This window comes from Agrococcus baldri (assembly GCA_900114805.1).
In the GTDB taxonomy this organism is placed as follows: domain Bacteria; phylum Actinomycetota; class Actinomycetes; order Actinomycetales; family Microbacteriaceae; genus Agrococcus; species Agrococcus baldri.
In genome coordinates, this window is record FOZN01000002.1 from 149,312 (window position 1) to 166,549 (window position 17,238).

The 17,238-nt window shown below is 71.4% G+C and carries 23 protein-coding genes; 12 read left to right on the forward strand and 11 right to left on the reverse strand.

Translation table 11 applies throughout. The annotated features are described in order from the left end of the window. From BM288_RS04795 to BM288_RS04805, 3 genes are all read left to right on the forward strand, one after another. Complete coding sequence (locus BM288_RS04795) at nucleotides 1–972, forward strand: o-succinylbenzoate synthase (protein WP_318255337.1); 972 nt, start codon at nucleotides 1–3, stop codon at nucleotides 970–972. A 193-nt stretch (nucleotides 973–1,165) separates the two neighbouring features. Then, nucleotides 1,166–1,816, forward strand: coding sequence for a hypothetical protein (locus tag BM288_RS04800; protein WP_092916497.1), 651 nt, complete (start codon nucleotides 1,166–1,168; stop codon nucleotides 1,814–1,816). Beyond that, complete coding sequence (locus tag BM288_RS04805) at nucleotides 1,744–2,043, forward strand: endonuclease domain-containing protein (protein WP_092916499.1); 300 nt, start codon at nucleotides 1,744–1,746, stop codon at nucleotides 2,041–2,043. Before BM288_RS04800 ends, BM288_RS04805 begins: the two co-directional genes overlap by 73 nt. A gap of 114 nt (nucleotides 2,044–2,157) precedes the next feature. On the opposite strand, the gene ccsB is transcribed toward BM288_RS04805, so the two are convergent. The 5 genes from ccsB to BM288_RS04830 all read right to left on the reverse strand — a co-directional run bounded on the left by ccsB (nucleotide 2,158) and on the right by BM288_RS04830 (nucleotide 6,983). Continuing rightward, nucleotides 2,158–3,147, reverse strand: coding sequence for a c-type cytochrome biogenesis protein CcsB (gene ccsB, locus BM288_RS04810; RefSeq protein ID WP_318255338.1), 990 nt, complete (start codon nucleotides 3,145–3,147; stop codon nucleotides 2,158–2,160). 9 nt (nucleotides 3,148–3,156) lie between these two features. Next, a complete protein-coding gene (gene resB, locus BM288_RS04815) occupies nucleotides 3,157–4,881 on the reverse strand; it encodes a cytochrome c biogenesis protein ResB (protein WP_092916501.1) in 1,725 nt (574 codons plus the stop codon). A gap of 52 nt (nucleotides 4,882–4,933) precedes the next feature. After that, nucleotides 4,934–5,671, reverse strand: coding sequence for a cytochrome c biogenesis CcdA family protein (locus BM288_RS04820; protein ID WP_092917704.1), 738 nt, complete (start codon nucleotides 5,669–5,671; stop codon nucleotides 4,934–4,936). Between the two features lie 68 nt (nucleotides 5,672–5,739). Next, complete coding sequence (locus tag BM288_RS04825) at nucleotides 5,740–6,318, reverse strand: TlpA family protein disulfide reductase (RefSeq protein ID WP_092916503.1); 579 nt, start codon at nucleotides 6,316–6,318, stop codon at nucleotides 5,740–5,742. Nucleotides 6,319–6,329: 11 nt separating this feature from the next. Continuing rightward, nucleotides 6,330–6,983: a histidine phosphatase family protein gene (locus tag BM288_RS04830; RefSeq protein ID WP_092917706.1), complete on the reverse strand. Its 654-nt coding sequence runs from the start codon at nucleotides 6,981–6,983 to the stop codon at nucleotides 6,330–6,332. A gap of 54 nt (nucleotides 6,984–7,037) precedes the next feature. Between BM288_RS04830 and BM288_RS04835 the strand changes: the two genes are divergently transcribed. Both BM288_RS04835 and aspS read left to right on the forward strand, forming a co-directional pair. Beyond that, nucleotides 7,038–7,316 (forward strand): hypothetical protein, encoded by a 279-nt coding sequence (locus BM288_RS04835; RefSeq protein WP_092916505.1) that lies wholly within the window; start codon nucleotides 7,038–7,040, stop codon nucleotides 7,314–7,316. A 10-nt stretch (nucleotides 7,317–7,326) separates the two neighbouring features. Next, the gene (gene aspS, locus BM288_RS04840; protein ID WP_318255340.1) at nucleotides 7,327–8,634 is read left to right on the forward strand and encodes an aspartate--tRNA(Asn) ligase; all 1,308 of its coding nucleotides are present in this window, start codon (nucleotides 7,327–7,329) and stop codon (nucleotides 8,632–8,634) included. Here aspS and BM288_RS04845 read toward each other — a convergent pair. From BM288_RS04845 to BM288_RS04860, 4 genes are all read right to left on the reverse strand, one after another. Next, entirely contained in the window at nucleotides 8,624–8,875 is a 252-nt protein-coding gene (locus tag BM288_RS04845) for a glutaredoxin family protein (RefSeq protein ID WP_092916509.1), read from the reverse strand. The two genes, aspS and BM288_RS04845, sit on opposite strands and share 11 nt — an antisense overlap. A gap of 9 nt (nucleotides 8,876–8,884) precedes the next feature. Next, a complete protein-coding gene (locus BM288_RS04850; protein ID WP_092916511.1) occupies nucleotides 8,885–9,769 on the reverse strand; it encodes a GNAT family N-acetyltransferase in 885 nt (294 codons plus the stop codon). Between the two features lie 104 nt (nucleotides 9,770–9,873). After that, nucleotides 9,874–9,972: a 30S ribosomal protein bS22 gene (locus BM288_RS04855; RefSeq protein ID WP_092916513.1), complete on the reverse strand. Its 99-nt coding sequence runs from the start codon at nucleotides 9,970–9,972 to the stop codon at nucleotides 9,874–9,876. A gap of 146 nt (nucleotides 9,973–10,118) precedes the next feature. Next, on the reverse strand, nucleotides 10,119–10,808 hold the full coding sequence (locus tag BM288_RS04860) for an ArsR/SmtB family transcription factor (RefSeq protein WP_092916515.1): 690 nt from the start codon (nucleotides 10,806–10,808) through the stop codon (nucleotides 10,119–10,121). A gap of 125 nt (nucleotides 10,809–10,933) precedes the next feature. On the opposite strand from BM288_RS04860, the gene BM288_RS04865 reads away from it, so the two are divergent. From BM288_RS04865 to BM288_RS04875, 3 genes are read left to right on the forward strand one after another with little or no spacing between them, the layout of a single operon-like run. Then, entirely contained in the window at nucleotides 10,934–12,364 is a 1,431-nt protein-coding gene (locus tag BM288_RS04865) for a TrkH family potassium uptake protein (protein WP_318255341.1), read from the forward strand. Continuing rightward, on the forward strand, nucleotides 12,357–13,028 hold the full coding sequence (locus tag BM288_RS04870; protein WP_092916519.1) for a potassium channel family protein: 672 nt from the start codon (nucleotides 12,357–12,359) through the stop codon (nucleotides 13,026–13,028). Before BM288_RS04865 ends, BM288_RS04870 begins: the two co-directional genes overlap by 8 nt. After that, nucleotides 13,025–13,420, forward strand: coding sequence for a YchJ family protein (locus BM288_RS04875; protein WP_318255342.1), 396 nt, complete (start codon nucleotides 13,025–13,027; stop codon nucleotides 13,418–13,420). Before BM288_RS04870 ends, BM288_RS04875 begins: the two co-directional genes overlap by 4 nt. Nucleotides 13,421–13,459: 39 nt before the next feature. Here BM288_RS04875 and proC read toward each other — a convergent pair whose 3' ends face one another. Further along, the gene (gene proC, locus BM288_RS04880; protein ID WP_092916521.1) at nucleotides 13,460–14,284 is read right to left on the reverse strand and encodes a pyrroline-5-carboxylate reductase; all 825 of its coding nucleotides are present in this window, start codon (nucleotides 14,282–14,284) and stop codon (nucleotides 13,460–13,462) included. 60 nt (nucleotides 14,285–14,344) lie between these two features. Between proC and BM288_RS04885 the strand changes: the two genes are divergently transcribed. From BM288_RS04885 to BM288_RS04895, 3 genes are read left to right on the forward strand one after another with little or no spacing between them, the layout of a single operon-like run. Next, a complete protein-coding gene (locus tag BM288_RS04885; protein ID WP_092916523.1) occupies nucleotides 14,345–15,307 on the forward strand; it encodes a cation diffusion facilitator family transporter in 963 nt (320 codons plus the stop codon). 32 nt (nucleotides 15,308–15,339) lie between these two features. Further along, nucleotides 15,340–15,753 carry a hypothetical protein gene (locus BM288_RS04890; RefSeq protein ID WP_092916525.1) on the forward strand — a complete coding sequence of 138 codons (414 nt, stop codon included), beginning with the start codon at nucleotides 15,340–15,342 and terminating at the stop codon, nucleotides 15,751–15,753. 9 nt (nucleotides 15,754–15,762) lie between these two features. Further along, nucleotides 15,763–16,035 (forward strand): hypothetical protein, encoded by a 273-nt coding sequence (locus tag BM288_RS04895; RefSeq protein WP_092916527.1) that lies wholly within the window; start codon nucleotides 15,763–15,765, stop codon nucleotides 16,033–16,035. A 32-nt stretch (nucleotides 16,036–16,067) separates the two neighbouring features. Here BM288_RS04895 and tadA read toward each other — a convergent pair whose 3' ends face one another. After that, nucleotides 16,068–16,529, reverse strand: coding sequence for a tRNA adenosine(34) deaminase TadA (gene tadA / locus BM288_RS04900; RefSeq protein WP_318255343.1), 462 nt, complete (start codon nucleotides 16,527–16,529; stop codon nucleotides 16,068–16,070). Nucleotides 16,530–16,577: 48 nt separating this feature from the next. On the opposite strand from tadA, the gene upp reads away from it, so the two are divergent. Then, a complete protein-coding gene (gene upp, locus BM288_RS04905) occupies nucleotides 16,578–17,216 on the forward strand; it encodes a uracil phosphoribosyltransferase (RefSeq protein WP_092916529.1) in 639 nt (212 codons plus the stop codon). The last annotated feature ends 22 nt before the right edge of the window (nucleotides 17,217–17,238 follow it).

Sequence of the window (17,238 nt, forward strand, 5' to 3'; positions counted from 1 at the left end):
GTGGACCTCGCCTACGAACGGCTCGCCGACCGCATGCACGTGGTGTCGCTGCCGCTGGCGACGCGGTTCCGGGGGGTGGAGTCGCGCGAGGTGGCGCTGTTCCCGGGCGCGGCAGGCTGGGGCGAGTGGAGCCCGTTCCTGGAGTACGAGCCGGAGGAGGCCGCGCGCTGGCTGCGGGCTGCGCTGGAGGACGCCGACCTCGAGCGGCCGGCGCTGCTGCGCACGACGGTGCCGGTGAACGCGACGCTGCCGGCGGTGGCGCCGTCGGCCGTTGCGGGGGTGCTCGCCCGCTACGACGGCTGCCGCACCGTGAAGGTGAAGGTGGCCGAGCGCGGGCAGGTGCTCGAGGACGACGTGGCGCGGGTGGCCGAGGTGCGGGCGCTGCTGCCTGACGTGCGCATCCGCGTGGACGCGAACGGCGGCTGGGGCGTCGACGAGGCCGAGACGGCGGTGCGCGCGCTCGAGCACTTCGACCTCGAGTACGTCGAGCAGCCGTGCGCGAGCGTGCCGGAGCTGGCCGAGCTGCGCTCGCGGCTGCGCCGGCTGGCGATCCCGATCGCGGCCGACGAGTCGGTGCGCAAGGCCTCCGATCCGCTGCTGGTCGCCCGCGCGGGTGCCGCCGACGTGCTGGTGGTGAAGGCGCAGCCGCTCGGCGGCGTCCGGGCGGCGCTGGCGATCGTCGCGGAGGCCGGACTGCCGGCGGTCGTCTCGAGCGCACTGGATTCGTCCGTGGGGCTGTCGATGGGCGCGGCGCTCGCCGGGGCGCTGCCGTCGCTCCCCTACGACTGCGGGCTCGGCACCGGCGCGCTGCTGGCCGCCGATGTGACGCCGTCGCCGCTGGTGCCCGTCGGCGGCTCGATCTCCGCCGACCGCGTGGCGCCCGACCCCGCGCTGCTCGCCGCCCACGCCGCGGCACCGGAGCGCGTCGCCCACTGGCGCGAGCGCCTGGCCGCCTGCCTGCCGCACCTCTGACGCGCGGGCCAGCCGCGGGCCGACGCGTGCGCGCCGACAGGGCTCCCGGCGCGTGCCGCAGCCAACCAGCGAAACCGGTTCGCGACCGGATAGTCCGATCACCCCACGCTCTGACCGGTTGGCCGAGGGCACGCTCTCCACACCCCTATCGCGACGCACCGCGCGGACAACGCGAGTGCCTGAAGATGCGTCGATGGATTTCCTGATCTGGCTGAGCACTGTCGGCGGCGTCTGCACCACGGCGACCGCACGGGAGCACGCCGATGCCCGCGAGCTGCAGCAGATGCAGAAGGACGGCGCGCTCTGGGTGCCGCTGCGAGGGTGGGTCGCTCTCGACGGCATCCGCAACGACGTGACGCGTTCCCTCGAGCTGGGCGGGGTCGTCACATGCGCGAGCGCGTTCGGCGCTCACGGCCTCTGGACGCCGCACGGCGACCACGACCTACACATCCGCGTCCATCGAGAGACGCACAGCGCGCGCCTCAATGCCACGGCCCGCAAGAAGGGGGTTCGCGTGCATCGGCTGCTCAGCCGTCTTCCGGAGCGCCGGCCGTGGGACGGGGTGGACGGCATCCTCACCTCGCTCGCGGTGGCGTCGAGATGCCTCTCCGCGAGCGACGTGCTCGCCGCCGCGGATGGCGCGCTGCAGCAGGGAAAGCTGCAGCGTGACGTCCTCGCGGCGATGTCGGATCAGCTTCCGAAGGTTCTCAGCCGCACGCTCGCCCGGGCTCCGAACTTTCGGGCTCCGGCACGGAGTCGACGTTCGCCGCCATGCTGCGACGCGCCGGCATCCGCTTCGTGCAGCAGCCCGAGCTGCTTCCCGGCGAGTTCACCGACTTCCTGATCGGGAAGTCACTCGTGGTCGAGATCGACTCGCTCGCGTGGCACGGCTCGCGCGAGCAGATGGCGAACGACCGCCGGCGCGACGCCGAGCTGACCGCGCTCGGCTACCGCATCCTCCGCTTCACGTACGAGCAAGTCATGTTCGAGCCGGAGCTCGTGCTCGACATCGTGCTCGGCCTCGTGCGGCGAAACGTGCACGAACGCGCGCCCTTCCGCTCGGCGGCGTAATCGTCAACCGGTGAGCGCGACATCCGACCGGATAGTCCGGTCGACATCGGAGCTCTCGGGTCGACGAAGCCGCTGCTCAGGCGGGCGCAGGCCGACGGGCCGGCGCCGTGCGGATCAGAGGCCGCTGTAGGCGTGCAGGCCGGCGAAGAACTGGTTGACGATCGTGAAGTTGAAGATGATCGCGGCGAAGCCGATGATCTGCAGCCACGCCGAGCGCGAGCCGCGCCAGCCGCGCGTCGCCCGTGCATGCACGTAGCCGGCGTAGACGACCCAGATCACGAAGGTCCAGACCTCCTTGGTGTCCCAGCCCCAGTAGCGGCCCCAGGCGTGCTCCGCCCAGACCGCGCCCGCCATGAGCGTGAACGTCCAGAGGATGAAGCCGATCACGCCGACCCGATAGGCGAGATCCTCGAGCTGCGCCGACGCGGGCAGCGACCGCAGGAAGCCGTTGTCGCGCCTGTCCTTGATCAGCTGCAGGATGCTCAGCCCGGTGCCGAGACCGAAGAAGCCGGTCGCGAGCGTCGCCACGAACACGTGGATCACCAGCCAGTACGACTGCAGCGCCGGCGGCAGCGGCGTCGGCGCCACGTAGTAGTTCACGGTCGCGACACCGAGGAAGACGGTCGCGAGACCGGTGAAGAAGACGCCGAGGAAGTTGAGGTCCTTCCACAGCCGCGACAGCACGAAGACGCCGACCATCACGGCGATCCCGGTGATCGCGAACTCGTACATGTTCGACCAGGGCACGCGGCCGGCAGCCAGCCCTCGCAGTATCGCGCCGCCCAGGTGCAGCGCCCACGCGAGCACCGTGAGCGTGAAGCCGATGCGCGCACCGCGGCCGGCAGCGGCGATGGGTGCGGTGGCGGATGCGTCGCCGCGGCCCGGTGCCGACGACGCGGGCGTCGACGAGCGGCCGGGCACCGCTGCGCCCGCGACCGAGGCGGCGGCTCCTGCGCCCACCAGCTCACGCGACTCCGCAGGGGCCGCCTTCACCGACGAGCGGCGTGCGGCGTCGACCGCGTAGGCGAGGAACGCCAGCGTGTAGACCGCCATCGCCGAGTAGACGAGCAGCAGCGAGTAGGAGTCGAGTTCAGCAGCGGGCACGGGACGATTCTACTCTCGTGTCCCCGTGCCGCCCGAGGCGCCGGTGGAGCCTGCCGAACCCGCGTCGTCGGCCGCGACGCCGGACCCGGTGGCCGTCGGGCGCCCGACCTCGGGGGCCGCGACGCCGGTCCCGGCGGCAGTCGGGCGCCCGAGAGCGGGGTCACCGGCGCGGCCCGCGTCGGCGGCAGCCGCCCCATCGCCGGCCAGGCGCTTCGCCAGGTCGTCGACCGCGCGCTCGAGCGTCGGGTCCTCCCCGCGCGCGAGCCCAGCGAGCTCGAGCCGGCCGCCCGCGACCTTGACCCACAGCCGACGGCGAGGGATGAGCAGCGAGCCCAGCAGCGACACGAGGATGGTCACGGCGATCCAGAACACCGCCGTCTGCGTGTAGTCGACGTGCACGTCGATGACGCCGTAGCGCCGCACATCCTCGAAGGTGATCGTGCCGAGCCCGCCCGGGATGTCGACCGTCTGCCCGGGCGCGAGCATGAGCGCGTCGGTGCCCGAGTCGCCGCCGGCGATCTGCGTCATCTCGTCGGTCTCGAGCGCGTACACCGAGCGCGGCACGCCGGCGTCCAGGCCGAGGTCGCCGGTGAAGGCCTGCAGCGACAGCACCGGGTTCGCCAGATCGGGGTAGATCGAGGTGAACGCGCCCGATTCGAGCTGCCCGGTGGTCGGGTAGAAGAAGCCGCGCAGCCCCAGCTGCTCGGCGAGCCCGTCCGGCAGCTTCATCACGCCGAGGCTCGTCATGTTGTCGTCCTGCGCGAGGAAGGGCGTGTACTCGTCGTAGACGACCTCGCCCTCGGCATCGCGCACCGAGATGCGCGGCGCGTAGCCGTTCGAGATCAGGTAGAGGTCGGCGCCGTCGACGTTCAGCGGCTCGTTCACCTTGATCTGCGCCTCGCGCGAGACGCCGTCCTCGGTGACGGACACGTGGGCGGTGAAGTCGAGCGGCGCACCGATCGCGTTGAGGTTCTCGGTCTCGTAGACCACGTCGAGGTCGTCGAGCTGCACCGAGAACGGCGCGAGCGAGGCGTCGTCGAACCACTGCCCCGAGTCGAAGGTGTCGTAGCTCGAGAGCGTGTTCGCGAAGCTGCGCCCCTCGACGACCAGCCGCTGCCCGTTGTAGCCGAAGCCCGAGCCGAGCCCCACCACCAGGATCATCGCCAGCAGCGCGATGTGGAAGAGCAGGTTGCCGCTCTCGCGCAGGTAGCCGCGCTCGGCCGAGATCGACTCGCCGTAGCGGGCGGTGCGGTAGCCCAGCTTGCGCAGCGCGCCTTCGGCGCGGTCGAGGTCGGATGCGTCGCCCGGCACGGTCTGGAAGCCCACCAGCCGCGACAGTCGGGCCGGGGTGCGCGGCGGCTTCGCGCGCATGGCCCGCCAGTGGTGCGCGAGGCGCGGGACGACGCATCCGACCAGGGACGTGAACAGCAGGATGTAGATGGCCGAGAACCACGGGCTGCCGTAGACGTCGTGGAGCGAGAGCGCGTCGTAGAACCAGACCAGGTCGGGGTTGTCGGCGCGCACCTGGATGACGCCGTTGGGGTCGCTGGAGCGCTGCGGCACGAGGCTGCCGGGGATGGCGCCGACCGCGAGCAGCAGCAGCAGCACGATCGCGGTGCGCATGGAGGTGAGCTGCCGCCAGAGGAAGCGCAGCCAGCCGACGATCCCGAGCTTCGGTCCGCTGCCCGAGCGGGGCTCGGGGGCCGGCGCGTCGACGTGGTCGCCCGGGCGCATCGGATCGTTCGCCGACGCGGTGTCGGCGGCCGAGGCGGCGTCGGGCCCGGGGCTAGATGACGGTGACAACGGAGGCGATCCATCCCTGGAGCGATTGCATGATGGCGTTCCATGCGCCGGTGACCATGAGCAGGCCGATGAGGATGAGCATCGCGCCGCCGGCGATGTTGACGGCGCGGATGTGTCGGCGCAGCCACGCGACCGCGCCGCCCGCCCAGCCAAGGCCCAGCGTGATGAGCAGGAAGGGGATGCCGAGCCCCAGCGCATAGGCCAGGCCGAGGATGCCGCCCTGCCAGGCGCTGCCGGTGGTGACCGTGAGCGCGCTGATGGCGGCGAGCGTCGGGCCGGAGCACGGGGTCCAGCCGAGTGCGAAGACGACGCCGACGACGGGCGCCGCCCACATGCCGCCGGACTTGACCTGCTGCGGCTTCCAGATGCGCTGCATGAAGGAGAACTGGCCGACGAAGACCAGCCCCAGCACGATCAGCACGACGCCGAGGATGCGCACCAGCAGATCGGCGTATTGCAGCAGGAACGCGCTCGCTGCGCCGACGACCGCGGTGCCGAGCACGAACACGAGTGTGAAGCCGGCGATGAACAGTGAGACGCCCGCGATCAGGCGGCCGCGGCCGCCGTCCTTGCCGACGAGCGAGCCGACGAGGCCCAGGTAGCCCGGCACGAGCGGCAGGATGCACGGGCTCGCGAAGGAGATCAGGCCCGCCAGCAGCGCGATCGGCACCGACACCAGCAGCTGTCCGCTCAGCACCGCGCCCGCCGGATCGAATGCCATGGCGTCGAATGCCGCCGCGTCGAATGCGGCGATCGGCGCGAGCGCGGTCAGCGCGGGAGAGGCGAGGCTCACCGCTCGAGCTCCTCCCGCAGCAGCGTCGAGAGGATGCTGGTGTCGGTCACCGCGCCCGAGACGCGGGCGGCGACGCGGCCCTCGGCGTCGAGCACGATCGTGGAGGGCACCGCGTTCGGCGCCACGATGCCGGTGAAGGCGAGCTGCGCCTGCGCGCTCTCGTCGTCGAGGATCGACGGGTACTCGATGCCGAACTGCTCGTCGAAGGTGGCGGCCTGCGCCGCACCGTCGCGCACGTTGACGCCCAGGAAGTCGACCCGGTCGCCGTACTCGGCGTGCAGCTCGGCGAGCACGGGCGCCTCGACGCGGCACGGCGGGCAGGCGGCGTACCAGAAGTTGACGAGCGTGACGCCGTCGAGCGAGGCGGAGTCGAAGTCGCCGCCGGCCACGAGCGGGCCGGAGAAGGGCTCCGGCGCGCGGCGCTCGGCGACATCCGGGAACTCGGTCACGAAGCCGTCGCCGGCGATGTAGCCGGCGTCGCCGACGCCGCCCGCGACGCCGTCGGTCGACGAGCAGGCCGAGAGGGCGAGCACGGCGACGACCGTGGCCGACAGCGCGGCCGCGACCCGACGCATCCGCCCGGCCCTCACACCGCCCCCGTGTCGATCGCATCCACCGAGGCGGCGGGCTCGACGTAGTCGATCTCGGTGAAGCGGCCGTCGACCAGCGCGAACGAGGTGATGGAGGAGAGCTGGCAGCGGCGCGTGCGCGGGTCGTGCCAGAGGCGCTTGCCGGCGATGTCGAGGTGGGCCATCCAGATGGGCGACTGGTGGCTGACCATCACGATGTCGCCGTCGTCGCCGGATTCCTCGAGCTCGTCCCAGGCATCCTCCATGGCCGCGCGCACCCGCTGCGCGATCGCCTTGTAGGGCTCGCCCCACGAGGGGCGGAAGGGGTTGCGCAGCAGCGGCCACGACGCCGGGTGCGCCAGCGCCCCGGAGGCCTCGAAGGTCTTGCCCTCGAACGAGTTCGTGGGCTCGATGATGCGGTGCTCGGTGCGGATGTCCAGGTCGAACGCGTCGGCCCAGTGCTCGGCCGACTGCTGCGCGCGCTCGAGCGGGCTGGCGGCGAGCCGCACGACGGGGCGGGCCGTCTCGCCGGTCGCGAGGTGCTCGGCCGCGAGCGCCGCCATGCGGTGGCCGCGCTCGGAGAGGAAGTAGCCGGGCAGCCGGCCGTACAGCACGCCCTCCGGGTTGTGCACCTCGCCGTGGCGCACGAGATGGAGGCGACGAGCGGGCATGGCGTTCATCGTACCGGCGGATCCTATGGACGCAGGCCCGGCAGAATGGTTCCCATGCCCCTGCTCGTGCCGCTGCTGCTCGCGCTCACCGTGGTGCTCGCAGCGACCATGCTGTGGGTGTGGGCGGGCTCGATCGCGCACGTGCGGCACGGGCTGCCGGTCGCGCTCGGCGTCGCGGCGCTCGCCGCGGCCGGGCTGTGGCTGCTGCTGGCCTCAGAAGCGACGGATGCGGTGCCGGCCTGGCTGGGCTGGGTGCTGCTGGCGGCCTCCGCCGTCGCGCTCGTCGGCGGCTGGATCGGCCTCGCGAAGTGGGGCGTGCCCCAGCGTCGGTAGGATCGTGGCCGTGACTCAGCGGACTCTCATCAACGACCTCGCATCGCTCCCCGACGGCCCCGTGAAGGTGGCCGGATGGGTCGAGACGGTGCGCGACCAGAAGCGCGTGCAGTTCGTGATCCTGCGCGACGAGTCGGGCGCCGCCCAGCTCGTGAACCCTGTGAACGAGGAGACGGCTGAGACGGCCGCCCAGATCTCGGCGCTCATGCACGGCTCGTTCATCACCGTCGAGGGCGACCTGAAGGCCGACGAGCGGGTGAAGCTCGGCGGGCTCGAGGTGAAGGTGCGCTCGCTCACGGTCGAATCGGTGGCCAAGGACTCCCCCATCGCCGACGACTCGTCGATCGACAAGCGCCTCGACTGGCGCTTCCTCGACCTGCGCCGCCCCGAGGCGCAGCTGATCTTCCGCGTGCAGACCACGATCGAGCACGCGATGCGCCAGCACTGGGTCGACGAGGGCTTCATCGAGCTGCACACCCCGAAGCTGATGGCGACGGCCTCGGAGTCGCGCGCCGAGCTGTTCGAGGTGCCCTACTTCGAGACCACCGCCTACCTCGCGCAGTCGCCGCAGCTGTTCAAGCAGATGGCGCAGTCGGCGGGCTTCGGCAAGATCTTCGAGGTCGGCCCGGCCTTCCGCGCCGACCCCTCGTTCACGAGCCGCCACGCGACCGAGTTCACCTCGGTCGACAGCGAGATCTCGTGGATCGACTCGCACGAGGACGTCATGCAGCTGCACGAGACGCTGCTGACGAAGGCGGTCGCGGCCGTCGTCGAGCGCCACGGTGCTGCGATCAAGGAGCACTTCGACATCGACCTGCAGGTGCCGACGATGCCGTTCCCGCGCATCACGCATGCCGAGGTGAAGGCGATCGTCGAGGCGCGCGGCCACACGATCGAGCGCGCCGACGGCGACCTCGACCCCGAGGCCGAGCGGCAGATCTCGCAGCACGTCAAGGACGAGCTGGGCCATGACTTCGTGTTCGTGACCGAGTATCCCGCCGGCGTGCGGCCGTTCTACCACCTGCGCCCCGAGGGCCGGCCGGAGGTGACGAACTCGTACGACCTGATCTACAACGGCGTCGAGATCTCCACCGGCGCGCAGCGCGAGCACCGCGTCGACGTGCTCGAGGCGCAGATCGCGGAGAAGGGCATGGACGCGGTCGAGCTCGAGGAGTACCTCGACTTCTTCCGCTACGGCGTGCCCCCGCACGGCGGCTTCGGCATGGGCCTGGCGCGCGTGGTGATGCTGATGCTGGGCCTCGGCTCGATCCGCGAGACGACGTTCCTCTTCCGCGGGCCGAACCGCCTCACGCCGTAAGGCGGGAGCGGATGCGGTCGGCCAGCTTCTCGGGGTCGACCCGCCACGAGGAGTGCGGCCGTCCGTCGATCAGCACGACGGGGATGTCGTCGGACCAGCGCTCCTCGAGCGCGGCATCGTCGAGGATCGACACCTCGGTCATCGTCACGCCCTCGAAGCCGGCGACGACGCGCTCGACGACGGGTCGCGCCTCATCGCAGAGGTGGCAGCCGGGCTTGCCGATGAGCGTGATCTCGACCATGCCGCCAGCCTAGGCCTCGCGCGTCCTGTCGAACCGCTCGTCCTGCGGCAGGAAGCCCGCGGAGCGGTAGGTGGCCACCGCCGCGACGCGCGCGCTCTCGGTGCACACCTGCGCGCTCGATGCGCCCAGCTCGCGCAGGGCGGCCGCCGCTGCCAGCGTGATGGCGCGGGCGTGGCCGCGGCCGCGGTGCGCGGCGTGCACGCCCATCGGCTCGATCACGCCTGGCCTGCCGGCTCCTGCCGACCACGCGATGATGCCGGCAGCCGCCTCGTCGCCGTCGAACCCGAGCAGGCAGCGCGCATCCTCGAACGGGGTGCCATCGGCCATCGCGTACCAGCGCTCGTCGACCGCGGCCGAGGTGTCGAACGCTGAGCGCTGCACCGCCGCCCACGCGGAGACCAGCGCTGCATCGGTGCCGTCGACCGCGACGATGCGCAGAGGATGCCCACCCGCGGTTCGCTCGACGGGCTCGGTGAGATCGCGCTCGAGTGGCGTCCACGGCTCGCCGACCGCCCAGCCGGCTGCATCCAGCCGCGCGTCCAGCAGCGCCCCGTTCGGCACCTCGACCGCGACTGCGCTCGCCGGCAGCACGCCCCGCTCGGGGTGCACGATGTCGCCGGCCATCGCATCCGCGAGCGTCGCATCCGCTCGCATATCGGGCGCTGTCGTGACTCGCAGCTGGTCGGCGCCGTCGAGCAACCCGACGGCGACCAGGCGGCCATCCGCGTGCCAGGTGCGCACCGCATCCGCGGTCCTGTCCGTGCCCAGGCGCCAGAACCAGCCGATGTCGCCGGGGTGCAGCTGCAGCGGCTCAGCGCTGCACTGCCAGGACGCCAGCTGCCGCACAGCCTCGGGCAGCTGGTCGGGATCAGGGGTCGCCAGATCGATCGCCATGCTGCGATTCCATCACGGCACGCCGGCGGCGAGGGTCGCCCGAGCCCAGGGACGACAGAGGCCGGGCACCTGCGAATGCAGGCCCCGGCCGCTGGTGCAACCGACTACTTGCGGTTGCGGCGCTGGTGGCGCGTCTTGCGAAGCAGCTTGCGGTGCTTCTTCTTCGACATGCGCTTGCGACGCTTCTTGACCACAGAACCCATTGAGGTTCCTCACTTCCGATAGAGATTGCTCGTCGACGCTGCCCGGTCGCCCTCGCCGGAAGGCGACTCGACACAGCGCAGGGAAAACGCTCGGGTCATCCTACCGGAATACGGCCGTGCGCCGCATATCGGGTGCTTGCCGACGGTCAGTCGAGCTTCGCGTCGTCGCCCTCGCGCGCGGGGCGCTCATCATCTCCGAGCTCGCCGAGCGGCGCCTCGTCGCCGGTGCGACGCCGGCTGCGCGCATCGTCGATGCGCTGCGACGCGCGCGACTGCATCTCGTAGAGGCGATCCTGCACGTCGTGGATGCGGTCGCGCGCCTCCTGCATGCGCTCCTGCAGATCGTGCACGCTCTCGGCCGCCCGGCGGCCCAGGGAAGCACCCACCGGAGCGGGGTGCTCGACCCGCTCGCCCACGCGCGCGAGCGCCTGCTCCGCGGCGACGCGGGCCTGCTCGGCAGCCTGCCGCGCCTGGTCGGCAGCGGCGCGCAGGGGTGCCTGCACGTTGACCCCGGCCCAGGCCGCGAACGCGGCGGCTCCCAGGCTCGCCTCCTCCTGGTCGCTCTCGGCGAAGATGAACGGCATCAGCCAGTCATCGATCTCGTCGAAGGGCGCCAGCACGATCGAGTAGAAGCGGTGCTGCCCGTCCTCGCGGACGGTCACGAGCCCCGCGTCGCGGAGCGTGCGCAAGTGCTTCGAGACCGTCGGCTGCGGAACGCCGAGCGTCTCGACGATCTGGCTGACACTGGCCTCGCCCGTCATCGAGCGGCGCTCCAGGAGCACGCTGAGGATGTCCCGTCGCGTACTGTCCGCGATCACGCTGAAGATGTCGGCCATGTCGAAAGCATGCCAGCGCCGTGCGGTCGCGACAAACCGCATCCGCCATGCACGCCCGACTCGAGGGACTACGCTGGGCGCGTTTGGCGCCGCCGGCGCTCCGATCCCGCGGAAGGGCACAGCACGTGGCTGAGCAGCGGACCTCTGACGAGGGGTCGTTCCTGGCACGCATGCGCGACCGCCTCGACATGTTCGCCGGCTCGTACCCCGCGCGCTTCGCGATCTTCGTCTTCGCCGGCCTCAACCTGCTGTTCGCGGTGCTGCTGGCGACTCCCTGGGCGGCGGCCGACGGGCAGGCGACGGCGCCGATCGACGCCTTCTTCCAAGCGGTCAGCGTGGTCTGCGTCACGGGGCTCACGGTGGTCGACATGGCGACGCACTGGAGCCCGTTCGGAAACGCGGTGGTGATGATCGGCGTCGAGGTCGGCGGCATCGGCGTGCTGACGCTCGCGTCGCTGCTGGGCATGACCATGGCGCGCCGGCTCGGGCTGCGCCAGCGGCTGATGGCCGCGAGCGACACGAACCCGTCGCGGGTGCGCAAGGGCGTCGTCAAGGAGGGCCAGGCCATCCGCCTCGGAGAGGTCGGCGGGCTGCTGCGCATCGTGGCGCTGTCCGTGCTGGTGTTCGAGGCCGCCCTCATCGTGCTGCTGTTCCCGCGCCTGCTGCTGGCGGGAAAGGAGCCGCTCGCGGCCCTGTACGAGTCGACCTACTGGTCGATCATGGCGTTCACGAACTCCGGCTTCATGCCGACCGTGGAGGGCCTGGCCCCTTACGCGACCGACCCGTGGTTCCTGATCGTGCTGATGCTCGGCGTCTTCACCGGCTCACTCGGCTTCCCCGTCTACTTCGTGCTGCTGCGCCACCTCGGTCGGCCGCGGCAGTGGTCGCTGCACGTGAAGCTGACCATCTCGGTCTCGATCATGCTGTTCCTCGCCGGTGGCCTGGTCTACCTCGTGCTCGAGTGGGGCAACGCCGACTCCTGGGGCACCAGGGACTTCGGGCAGCAGGTGCTGCATGCCTTCTTCCTGTCGTCGATGGCGCGCTCGGGCGGCTTCGCGATCGACGACCTGGGCCTGCTGCACAACTCGAGCCTGCTGGTGACCGACATGCTGATGTTCGTCGGCGGCGGCTCGGCCTCCACGGCCGGCGGCATCAAGGTGACGACGCTCGCGATCCTCTTCCTCGCCGCTGTCGCCGAGGCGCGCGGACGCAAGTCGATGGAGGCCTTCGACCGCCGCATCCCCTCCGACGTGCTGCGCCTGGCGGTCTCGGTGACGCTCTGGAGCGCGACGATCATCGCCACGGTCACCGTCGTGCTGCTCGAGATCACGGGCGCGCCGCTGTCATTCGTGCTGTTCGACGTGATCAGCGCCTTCGGCACCGTCGGCCTCTCGACCGGCTTCACCCACCAGGGGCTGGAGGACTCGGCGAAGGTCATCCTGGCGCTCACGATGTTCGCCGGCCGCATTGGTAGTGTGACGCTCGCCGCGGCGCTGGCAGCGAGCCAGAAGACGCAGCTGTTCACGCGCCCCGAGGAGAGGCCGATCGTTGGTTGACAGGATTCCCCACGACGCGCCCGTGCTGGTGATCGGCCTGGGCCGCTTCGGCGCAGGCACCGCCGGGCAGCTCTCGCGCCTCGACCGCGAGGTGCTCGCGATCGACGACGACATCAACCTCGTGCAGAAGTGGTCCGAGCGCCTCACCCACACGGTGCAGGCCGACGCCCGCTCGATCGACGCCCTCAAGCAGCTCGGTGCGCAGGACTTCTCGATCGCCGTGTGCGCCGTCGGCTCGTCGATCGAGGCATCGGTGCTGATCGTCGCGAACCTCGTCGACCTCGGCATTCCGCAGATCTGGGCGAAGGCCATCAGCCAGTCGCACGGCAAGATCCTCAGCCGCATCGGCGCCAACCACGTCATCTACCCCGAGGCCGAGGCCGGCGAGCGCGTCGCGCACCTGGTCTCCGGCCGCATGCTCGACTACATCCAGTTCGACGACCAGTTCGCGATCGTGAAGATGTACCCGCCGAAGCGCATCCGCGGCATCACGCTCGCCGAGTCGCAGGTGCGCTCGAAGTACCACCTGACCGTGGTGGGCGTGAAGAGCCCCGGCGGCGAGTTCACCTACGCCACCCCCGAGACGATCGTCTCGAACCACGACCTGATCATCGTCTCGGGCAACCAGGCGGACATCGAACGGTTCGCCGGCCTCGGCTCGTGACGCGCGCGATCGACGACGCGGCCCGCTGCCCCTGCGGCACGGGCCTGCCCTTCGGCGAGTGCTGCGCGCCCATCCAGCGCGGCGAGCGCGAGGCCGCGACCGCCGAGGCGCTCATGCGCTCCCGCTACACGGCCTTCGCGCTCGAGGACGTCGACTGGCTGCTGGCCTCCTGGCACCCGTCAACGCGGCCGCGCTCGCTCGAGCTGGACCCGGGCATCCGCTGGCTGCGTCTCGACGTGCTCGACACCACAGGCGGCGGCCCGTTCGACCGCGAGGGCACGGTGGCGTTCGAGGCTCACTGGGTGGCCGAGGGCACGCGCGGCTCGATGCGCGAGCTGAGCACCTTCCGCCGCGACGCCGGCTGGCAGTACGCCGGCGGCGACCGCATCTGAGTTCGCCCGCGCAGCGTCCGAGTCGGCCGATGCAGTGCGTCAGCCGGCCGCCAGCTCCTGCGCGCGTGCCAGCGCGGCCGCCGTCGCGCGGTCGAAGACCGCACCGAGATCGGCCTCCTGCAGCACGCCGATCGCCTGCTCCGTGGTGCCCTTGGGGCTCGTCACCCGGCGGCGCAGCTCGGCCGGCTCGCTGCCGTCGGCGGCGAGCAGCTCGGTCGCGCCGCGGAACGTGCCCTGCACCATCGTGGCCGCCTGCTCGGCCGTGAAGCCCATCCGCTCTGCCGTCTTCGTCAGCTCCTCGATGAGCAGGAAGACGTACGCGGGGCCGGAGCCCGAGATGGTCGAGAGCGCGTCGATCTGCGACTCGTCGAGCACGATCACCTCACCCACCGCCTCGAACATGCGCGCCACCAGCGCGACGTCCGCCTCGCTCGCGCGGCTGCCGCCCGCGACGCCCGTGACCCCGAGGCCGACGGTCGAGGGCGTGTTGGGCATCGCCCGCACGACCGAGGCGGATGCCGGCAGTGCGGCCTCGATGGACGCCGTGGTGGTGCCGGCCGCGATCGAGACGACCACCGCATCCGTCGCCAGGTGCGGAGCGATCTCGCGCGCCAGCTCGACGATGCCCGCGGGCTTCACGCCCAGCACCACGAGCTTCGCACCGTCGACCGCGCGGGCATTGCCGCCGGGCTCGTCGACGAGCGCGATGGACTCGACGCCGTCGAGCTGGATCGCGGCCGCCTTCTCGACGGTGCGGTTGGTGACCGCGATGCGCTCCGCGCCGTGCTGCACGAGGCCCTGCAGGATCGCGCCGCCCATGGAGCCGACGCCGAGCATTGCGATGGGAGGGAGGAGATCGGTCATGCCGCCAGGCTACCGAGGGGCCGCAGGACACGCGGCGCGCGCCCGCGTAGACTCGCGGCCGTGAGCGCATCCCACGGTACGAAGGCAGTCGTCGCGGCATTCCTCGCCAACACCGGCATCGCCATCACGAAGTTCGTCGCCTGGTTCTTCTCTGGCTCGGCGTCGATGCTGGCGGAGGCCATCCACTCGGTCGCCGACGCCGGCAATCAGCTGCTGCTGCTGCTCGGCGGCAGGCTGGCGAAGAAGAAGGCGACGCCCGAGCACCCGTTCGGCTACGGCCGCGAGCGCTACATCTGGGCGTTCATCGTGGCGCTCGTGCTCTTCTCGGTCGGCGGGCTCTTCTCGATCTACGAGGGCGTCAGCAAGCTGCGGGACCCGCACGAGCTCTCGGTGCCGTGGCTGCCGCTGACGGTGCTCGCGATCGCGATCGTGCTGGAATCGTTCTCGATCCGCGTCGCGATCAAGGAGGCGAACGCGGTGCGCGGCAAGTCGGGCTGGTGGGAATTCATCCGCAAGGCGAAGAGCCCCGAGCTGCCGGTCATCCTGCTCGAGGATCTCGCGGCCCTGCTCGGCCTCGTCTTCGCGTTCGTCGCGGTCGGCCTCACGGTGCTGACCGGCAACCCGCTCTTCGACGCGCTCGGCACGCTGTTCATCGGCGCCCTGCTGATCGTCGTCGCGATCGTGCTGGCGATCGAGATGAAGTCGCTGCTGCTCGGCGAGGGCGCGACGCGCGAGGACCACGCGCGCATCCAGCAGGTGATCAACGGCAGCTCGGGCGTCGAGGCGCTCATCCACATGAAGACGCTCTATCTCGGCCCTGACGAGCTGATGATCGCCGCGAAGGTGGCATTCCCGCCGCAGTCCGACATCGAGCACGTCGCGCGCACGATCAACGACCTCGAGTCGCGGCTGCGCGATCAGGTGCCGCACGCGCGAGTGATCTACATCGAGCCCGACCTCTACGTCGAGCAGCCCGAGATCGCACCCTCCACCGACCACATCGTCATCCAATCGGGGAACTGACCCGCACAGCCCGTCTTGTGTAGGCTGTCTGCATGGACTTCCTGCACTCACTCCTCCTCGCGACGCACCTGATCGGCGCCTCGCTGCTGGTCGGCACGTTCTTCGTGCAGATGCGCGCCAAGGCCGCGCACAACTTCACGGTCATGCTGGTGGGCGCCTCGCTGCAGCTGCTCTCCGGTGTCGGCCTGTACGGGCTGGCGATGGCGGGCGACGGCGACCCCAATCACATGAAGCTCGGCATCAAGGGCCTCATCGCGCTGGTCGTCTTCGTCGCCGCGCTGATCGGCTTCCTGCGCCAGAAGGCGATCCGCAAGGAGCAGGCGACCCTCAAGACCGGCGGCGCGCAGATCGTCGCCGACGTCGCGATCGAGCGCAAGCTCATGCCGTTCTTCCACGCGGCGGGCGGGCTCGCGCTCGTGAACCTGCTGATCGCAGTGTTCTGGTGAGGTGAGCGGATGGGTTGGCTCGAGCCGGCAGCGTGGGCCCTGGTGCTCGGCACCACGGCCGCGCTCATCCTGCTCGGGCCGCGCATCTGGCACAGCCGCTCGTGGCAGCGGGCCCGCAGGTCGGGCGGGCCCGGCATCCTCGACGAGATCTACCGCCCGGCCGCCTACGAGCAGCAGCTGGCCGCGCAGAGCCAGGCCGAGGCCGGCGACAGCATCGACCAGCTCGAGCCGAGGCGCCCTGCCCGAAATCCCAACGTGTCAGGTGTCGACTCGCCGCACTGAGTGCGCCGAGCGCGCACCTCGCACGTTGAGATTCAGCGGCGGTCGGCGAAGAAGGCGCGCAGCTGCGTCTCGGCCTCCTCGGCGAGCACGCCCGCGACCACCTCGACGCGGTGCGGCAGCCGCCGCTCGCGCAGCACGTCCACGACGCTGCCGGCCGCACCCGCCTTCTCGTCCCAGGCGCCGAACACCACGCGCTCGACGCGGCTGGCGAGGATCGCCCCCGCGCACATGACGCATGGCTCCAGCGTGACGACCAGCGTGCATCCGTCGAGCCGCCACGAGCCCAGTTGCGCCGCCGCCGCCCGCAGCGCGACCACCTCGGCGTGCGCGGTCGGGTCGTGCCTCGCCTCGCGCTCGTTTCGGCCGGTGCCGATGACGGTGCCGGATGCGTCCACGACGACCGCGCCGACCGGCACGTCGGCGGTGGTCTCGGCCGCCGCCGCCTGCTCGAGCGCGAGGCGCATGAGCGCCTCGTCGTGCGCTGCCGGCCGCATCCGCTCTCCTCGCGTCGGGCGCCCCGTGCGCCCAGTACCCTGAACCCTATGCGAGTCCACGTGGCCGACCACCCGCTCATCACGCACAAGCTCACGGTGCTGCGAGACGAGCGCACCCCCTCCCCCACCTTCCGCTCCCTGGTGGGCGAGCTGATGACCCTGCTCGCCTACGAGGGCACGCGCAACGTGCGGGTGACGCCGAAGCAGATCCAGACGCCGGTGACCACGACCACGGGCGTCGCGATCGCCGAGCCGCGGCCGCTCGTGGTGCCGATCCTGCGCGCCGGTCTCGGCATGCTCGAGGGCATGACGGCGCTCGTGCCGACCGCCGAGGTGGGCTTCCTGGGCATGGCGCGCAACGAGGTCACGCTCGAGCCGACCACCTACGCCGAGCGGCTGCCGGACGACCTCTCCGACCGCCAGTGCTTCGTGCTCGACCCGATGCTCGCCACCGGCGGCTCCCTCTCGGGCGCCATGCAGTTCCTGTTCGACCGCGGCGCCGTCGACGTCACCGCCATCTGCCTGCTCGGCACCCCCGAGGGCCTCGCGCGCGTCGAGCGCGACATGGAGGGCCGCGACGTCACGATCGTGCTGGGCGCGCTCGACGAGGGCCTCGACGAGCGCGGCTTCATCGTGCCGGGCCTCGGCGACGCCGGTGACCGCCTCTACGGCACCGTCGACGACTGAGCCGGCAGGCGGGGCGGATGCC

What these genes read in the sequence shown, in the direction of transcription:
- BM288_RS04800 (WP_092916497.1), top strand. Translation starts at nt 1,166, where the DNA reads ATGGATTTCCTGATCTGGCTGAGCACTGTCGGCGGCGTCTGCACCACG.
- BM288_RS04805 (WP_092916499.1), top strand. Translation starts at nt 1,744, where the DNA reads ATGCTGCGACGCGCCGGCATCCGCTTCGTGCAGCAGCCCGAGCTGCTT.
- resB (WP_092916501.1), bottom strand. Translation starts at nt 4,881, where the DNA reads ATGCGCCCGGGCGACCACGTCGACGCGCCGGCCCCCGAGCCCCGCTCG.
- BM288_RS04820 (WP_092917704.1), bottom strand. Translation starts at nt 5,671, where the DNA reads ATGGCATTCGATCCGGCGGGCGCGGTGCTGAGCGGACAGCTGCTGGTG.
- BM288_RS04825 (WP_092916503.1), bottom strand. Translation starts at nt 6,318, where the DNA reads ATGCGTCGGGTCGCGGCCGCGCTGTCGGCCACGGTCGTCGCCGTGCTC.
- BM288_RS04830 (WP_092917706.1), bottom strand. Translation starts at nt 6,983, where the DNA reads ATGCCCGCTCGTCGCCTCCATCTCGTGCGCCACGGCGAGGTGCACAAC.
- BM288_RS04835 (WP_092916505.1), top strand. Translation starts at nt 7,038, where the DNA reads ATGCCCCTGCTCGTGCCGCTGCTGCTCGCGCTCACCGTGGTGCTCGCA.
- BM288_RS04845 (WP_092916509.1), bottom strand. Translation starts at nt 8,875, where the DNA reads ATGGTCGAGATCACGCTCATCGGCAAGCCCGGCTGCCACCTCTGCGAT.
- BM288_RS04850 (WP_092916511.1), bottom strand. Translation starts at nt 9,769, where the DNA reads ATGGCGATCGATCTGGCGACCCCTGATCCCGACCAGCTGCCCGAGGCT.
- BM288_RS04855 (WP_092916513.1), bottom strand. Translation starts at nt 9,972, where the DNA reads ATGGGTTCTGTGGTCAAGAAGCGTCGCAAGCGCATGTCGAAGAAGAAG.
- BM288_RS04860 (WP_092916515.1), bottom strand. Translation starts at nt 10,808, where the DNA reads ATGGCCGACATCTTCAGCGTGATCGCGGACAGTACGCGACGGGACATC.
- proC (WP_092916521.1), bottom strand. Translation starts at nt 14,284, where the DNA reads ATGACCGATCTCCTCCCTCCCATCGCAATGCTCGGCGTCGGCTCCATG.
- BM288_RS04890 (WP_092916525.1), top strand. Translation starts at nt 15,340, where the DNA reads ATGGACTTCCTGCACTCACTCCTCCTCGCGACGCACCTGATCGGCGCC.
- BM288_RS04895 (WP_092916527.1), top strand. Translation starts at nt 15,763, where the DNA reads ATGGGTTGGCTCGAGCCGGCAGCGTGGGCCCTGGTGCTCGGCACCACG.
- tadA (WP_318255343.1), bottom strand. Translation starts at nt 16,529, where the DNA reads ATGCGGCCGGCAGCGCACGACGAGGCGCTCATGCGCCTCGCGCTCGAG.
- upp (WP_092916529.1), top strand. Translation starts at nt 16,578, where the DNA reads ATGCGAGTCCACGTGGCCGACCACCCGCTCATCACGCACAAGCTCACG.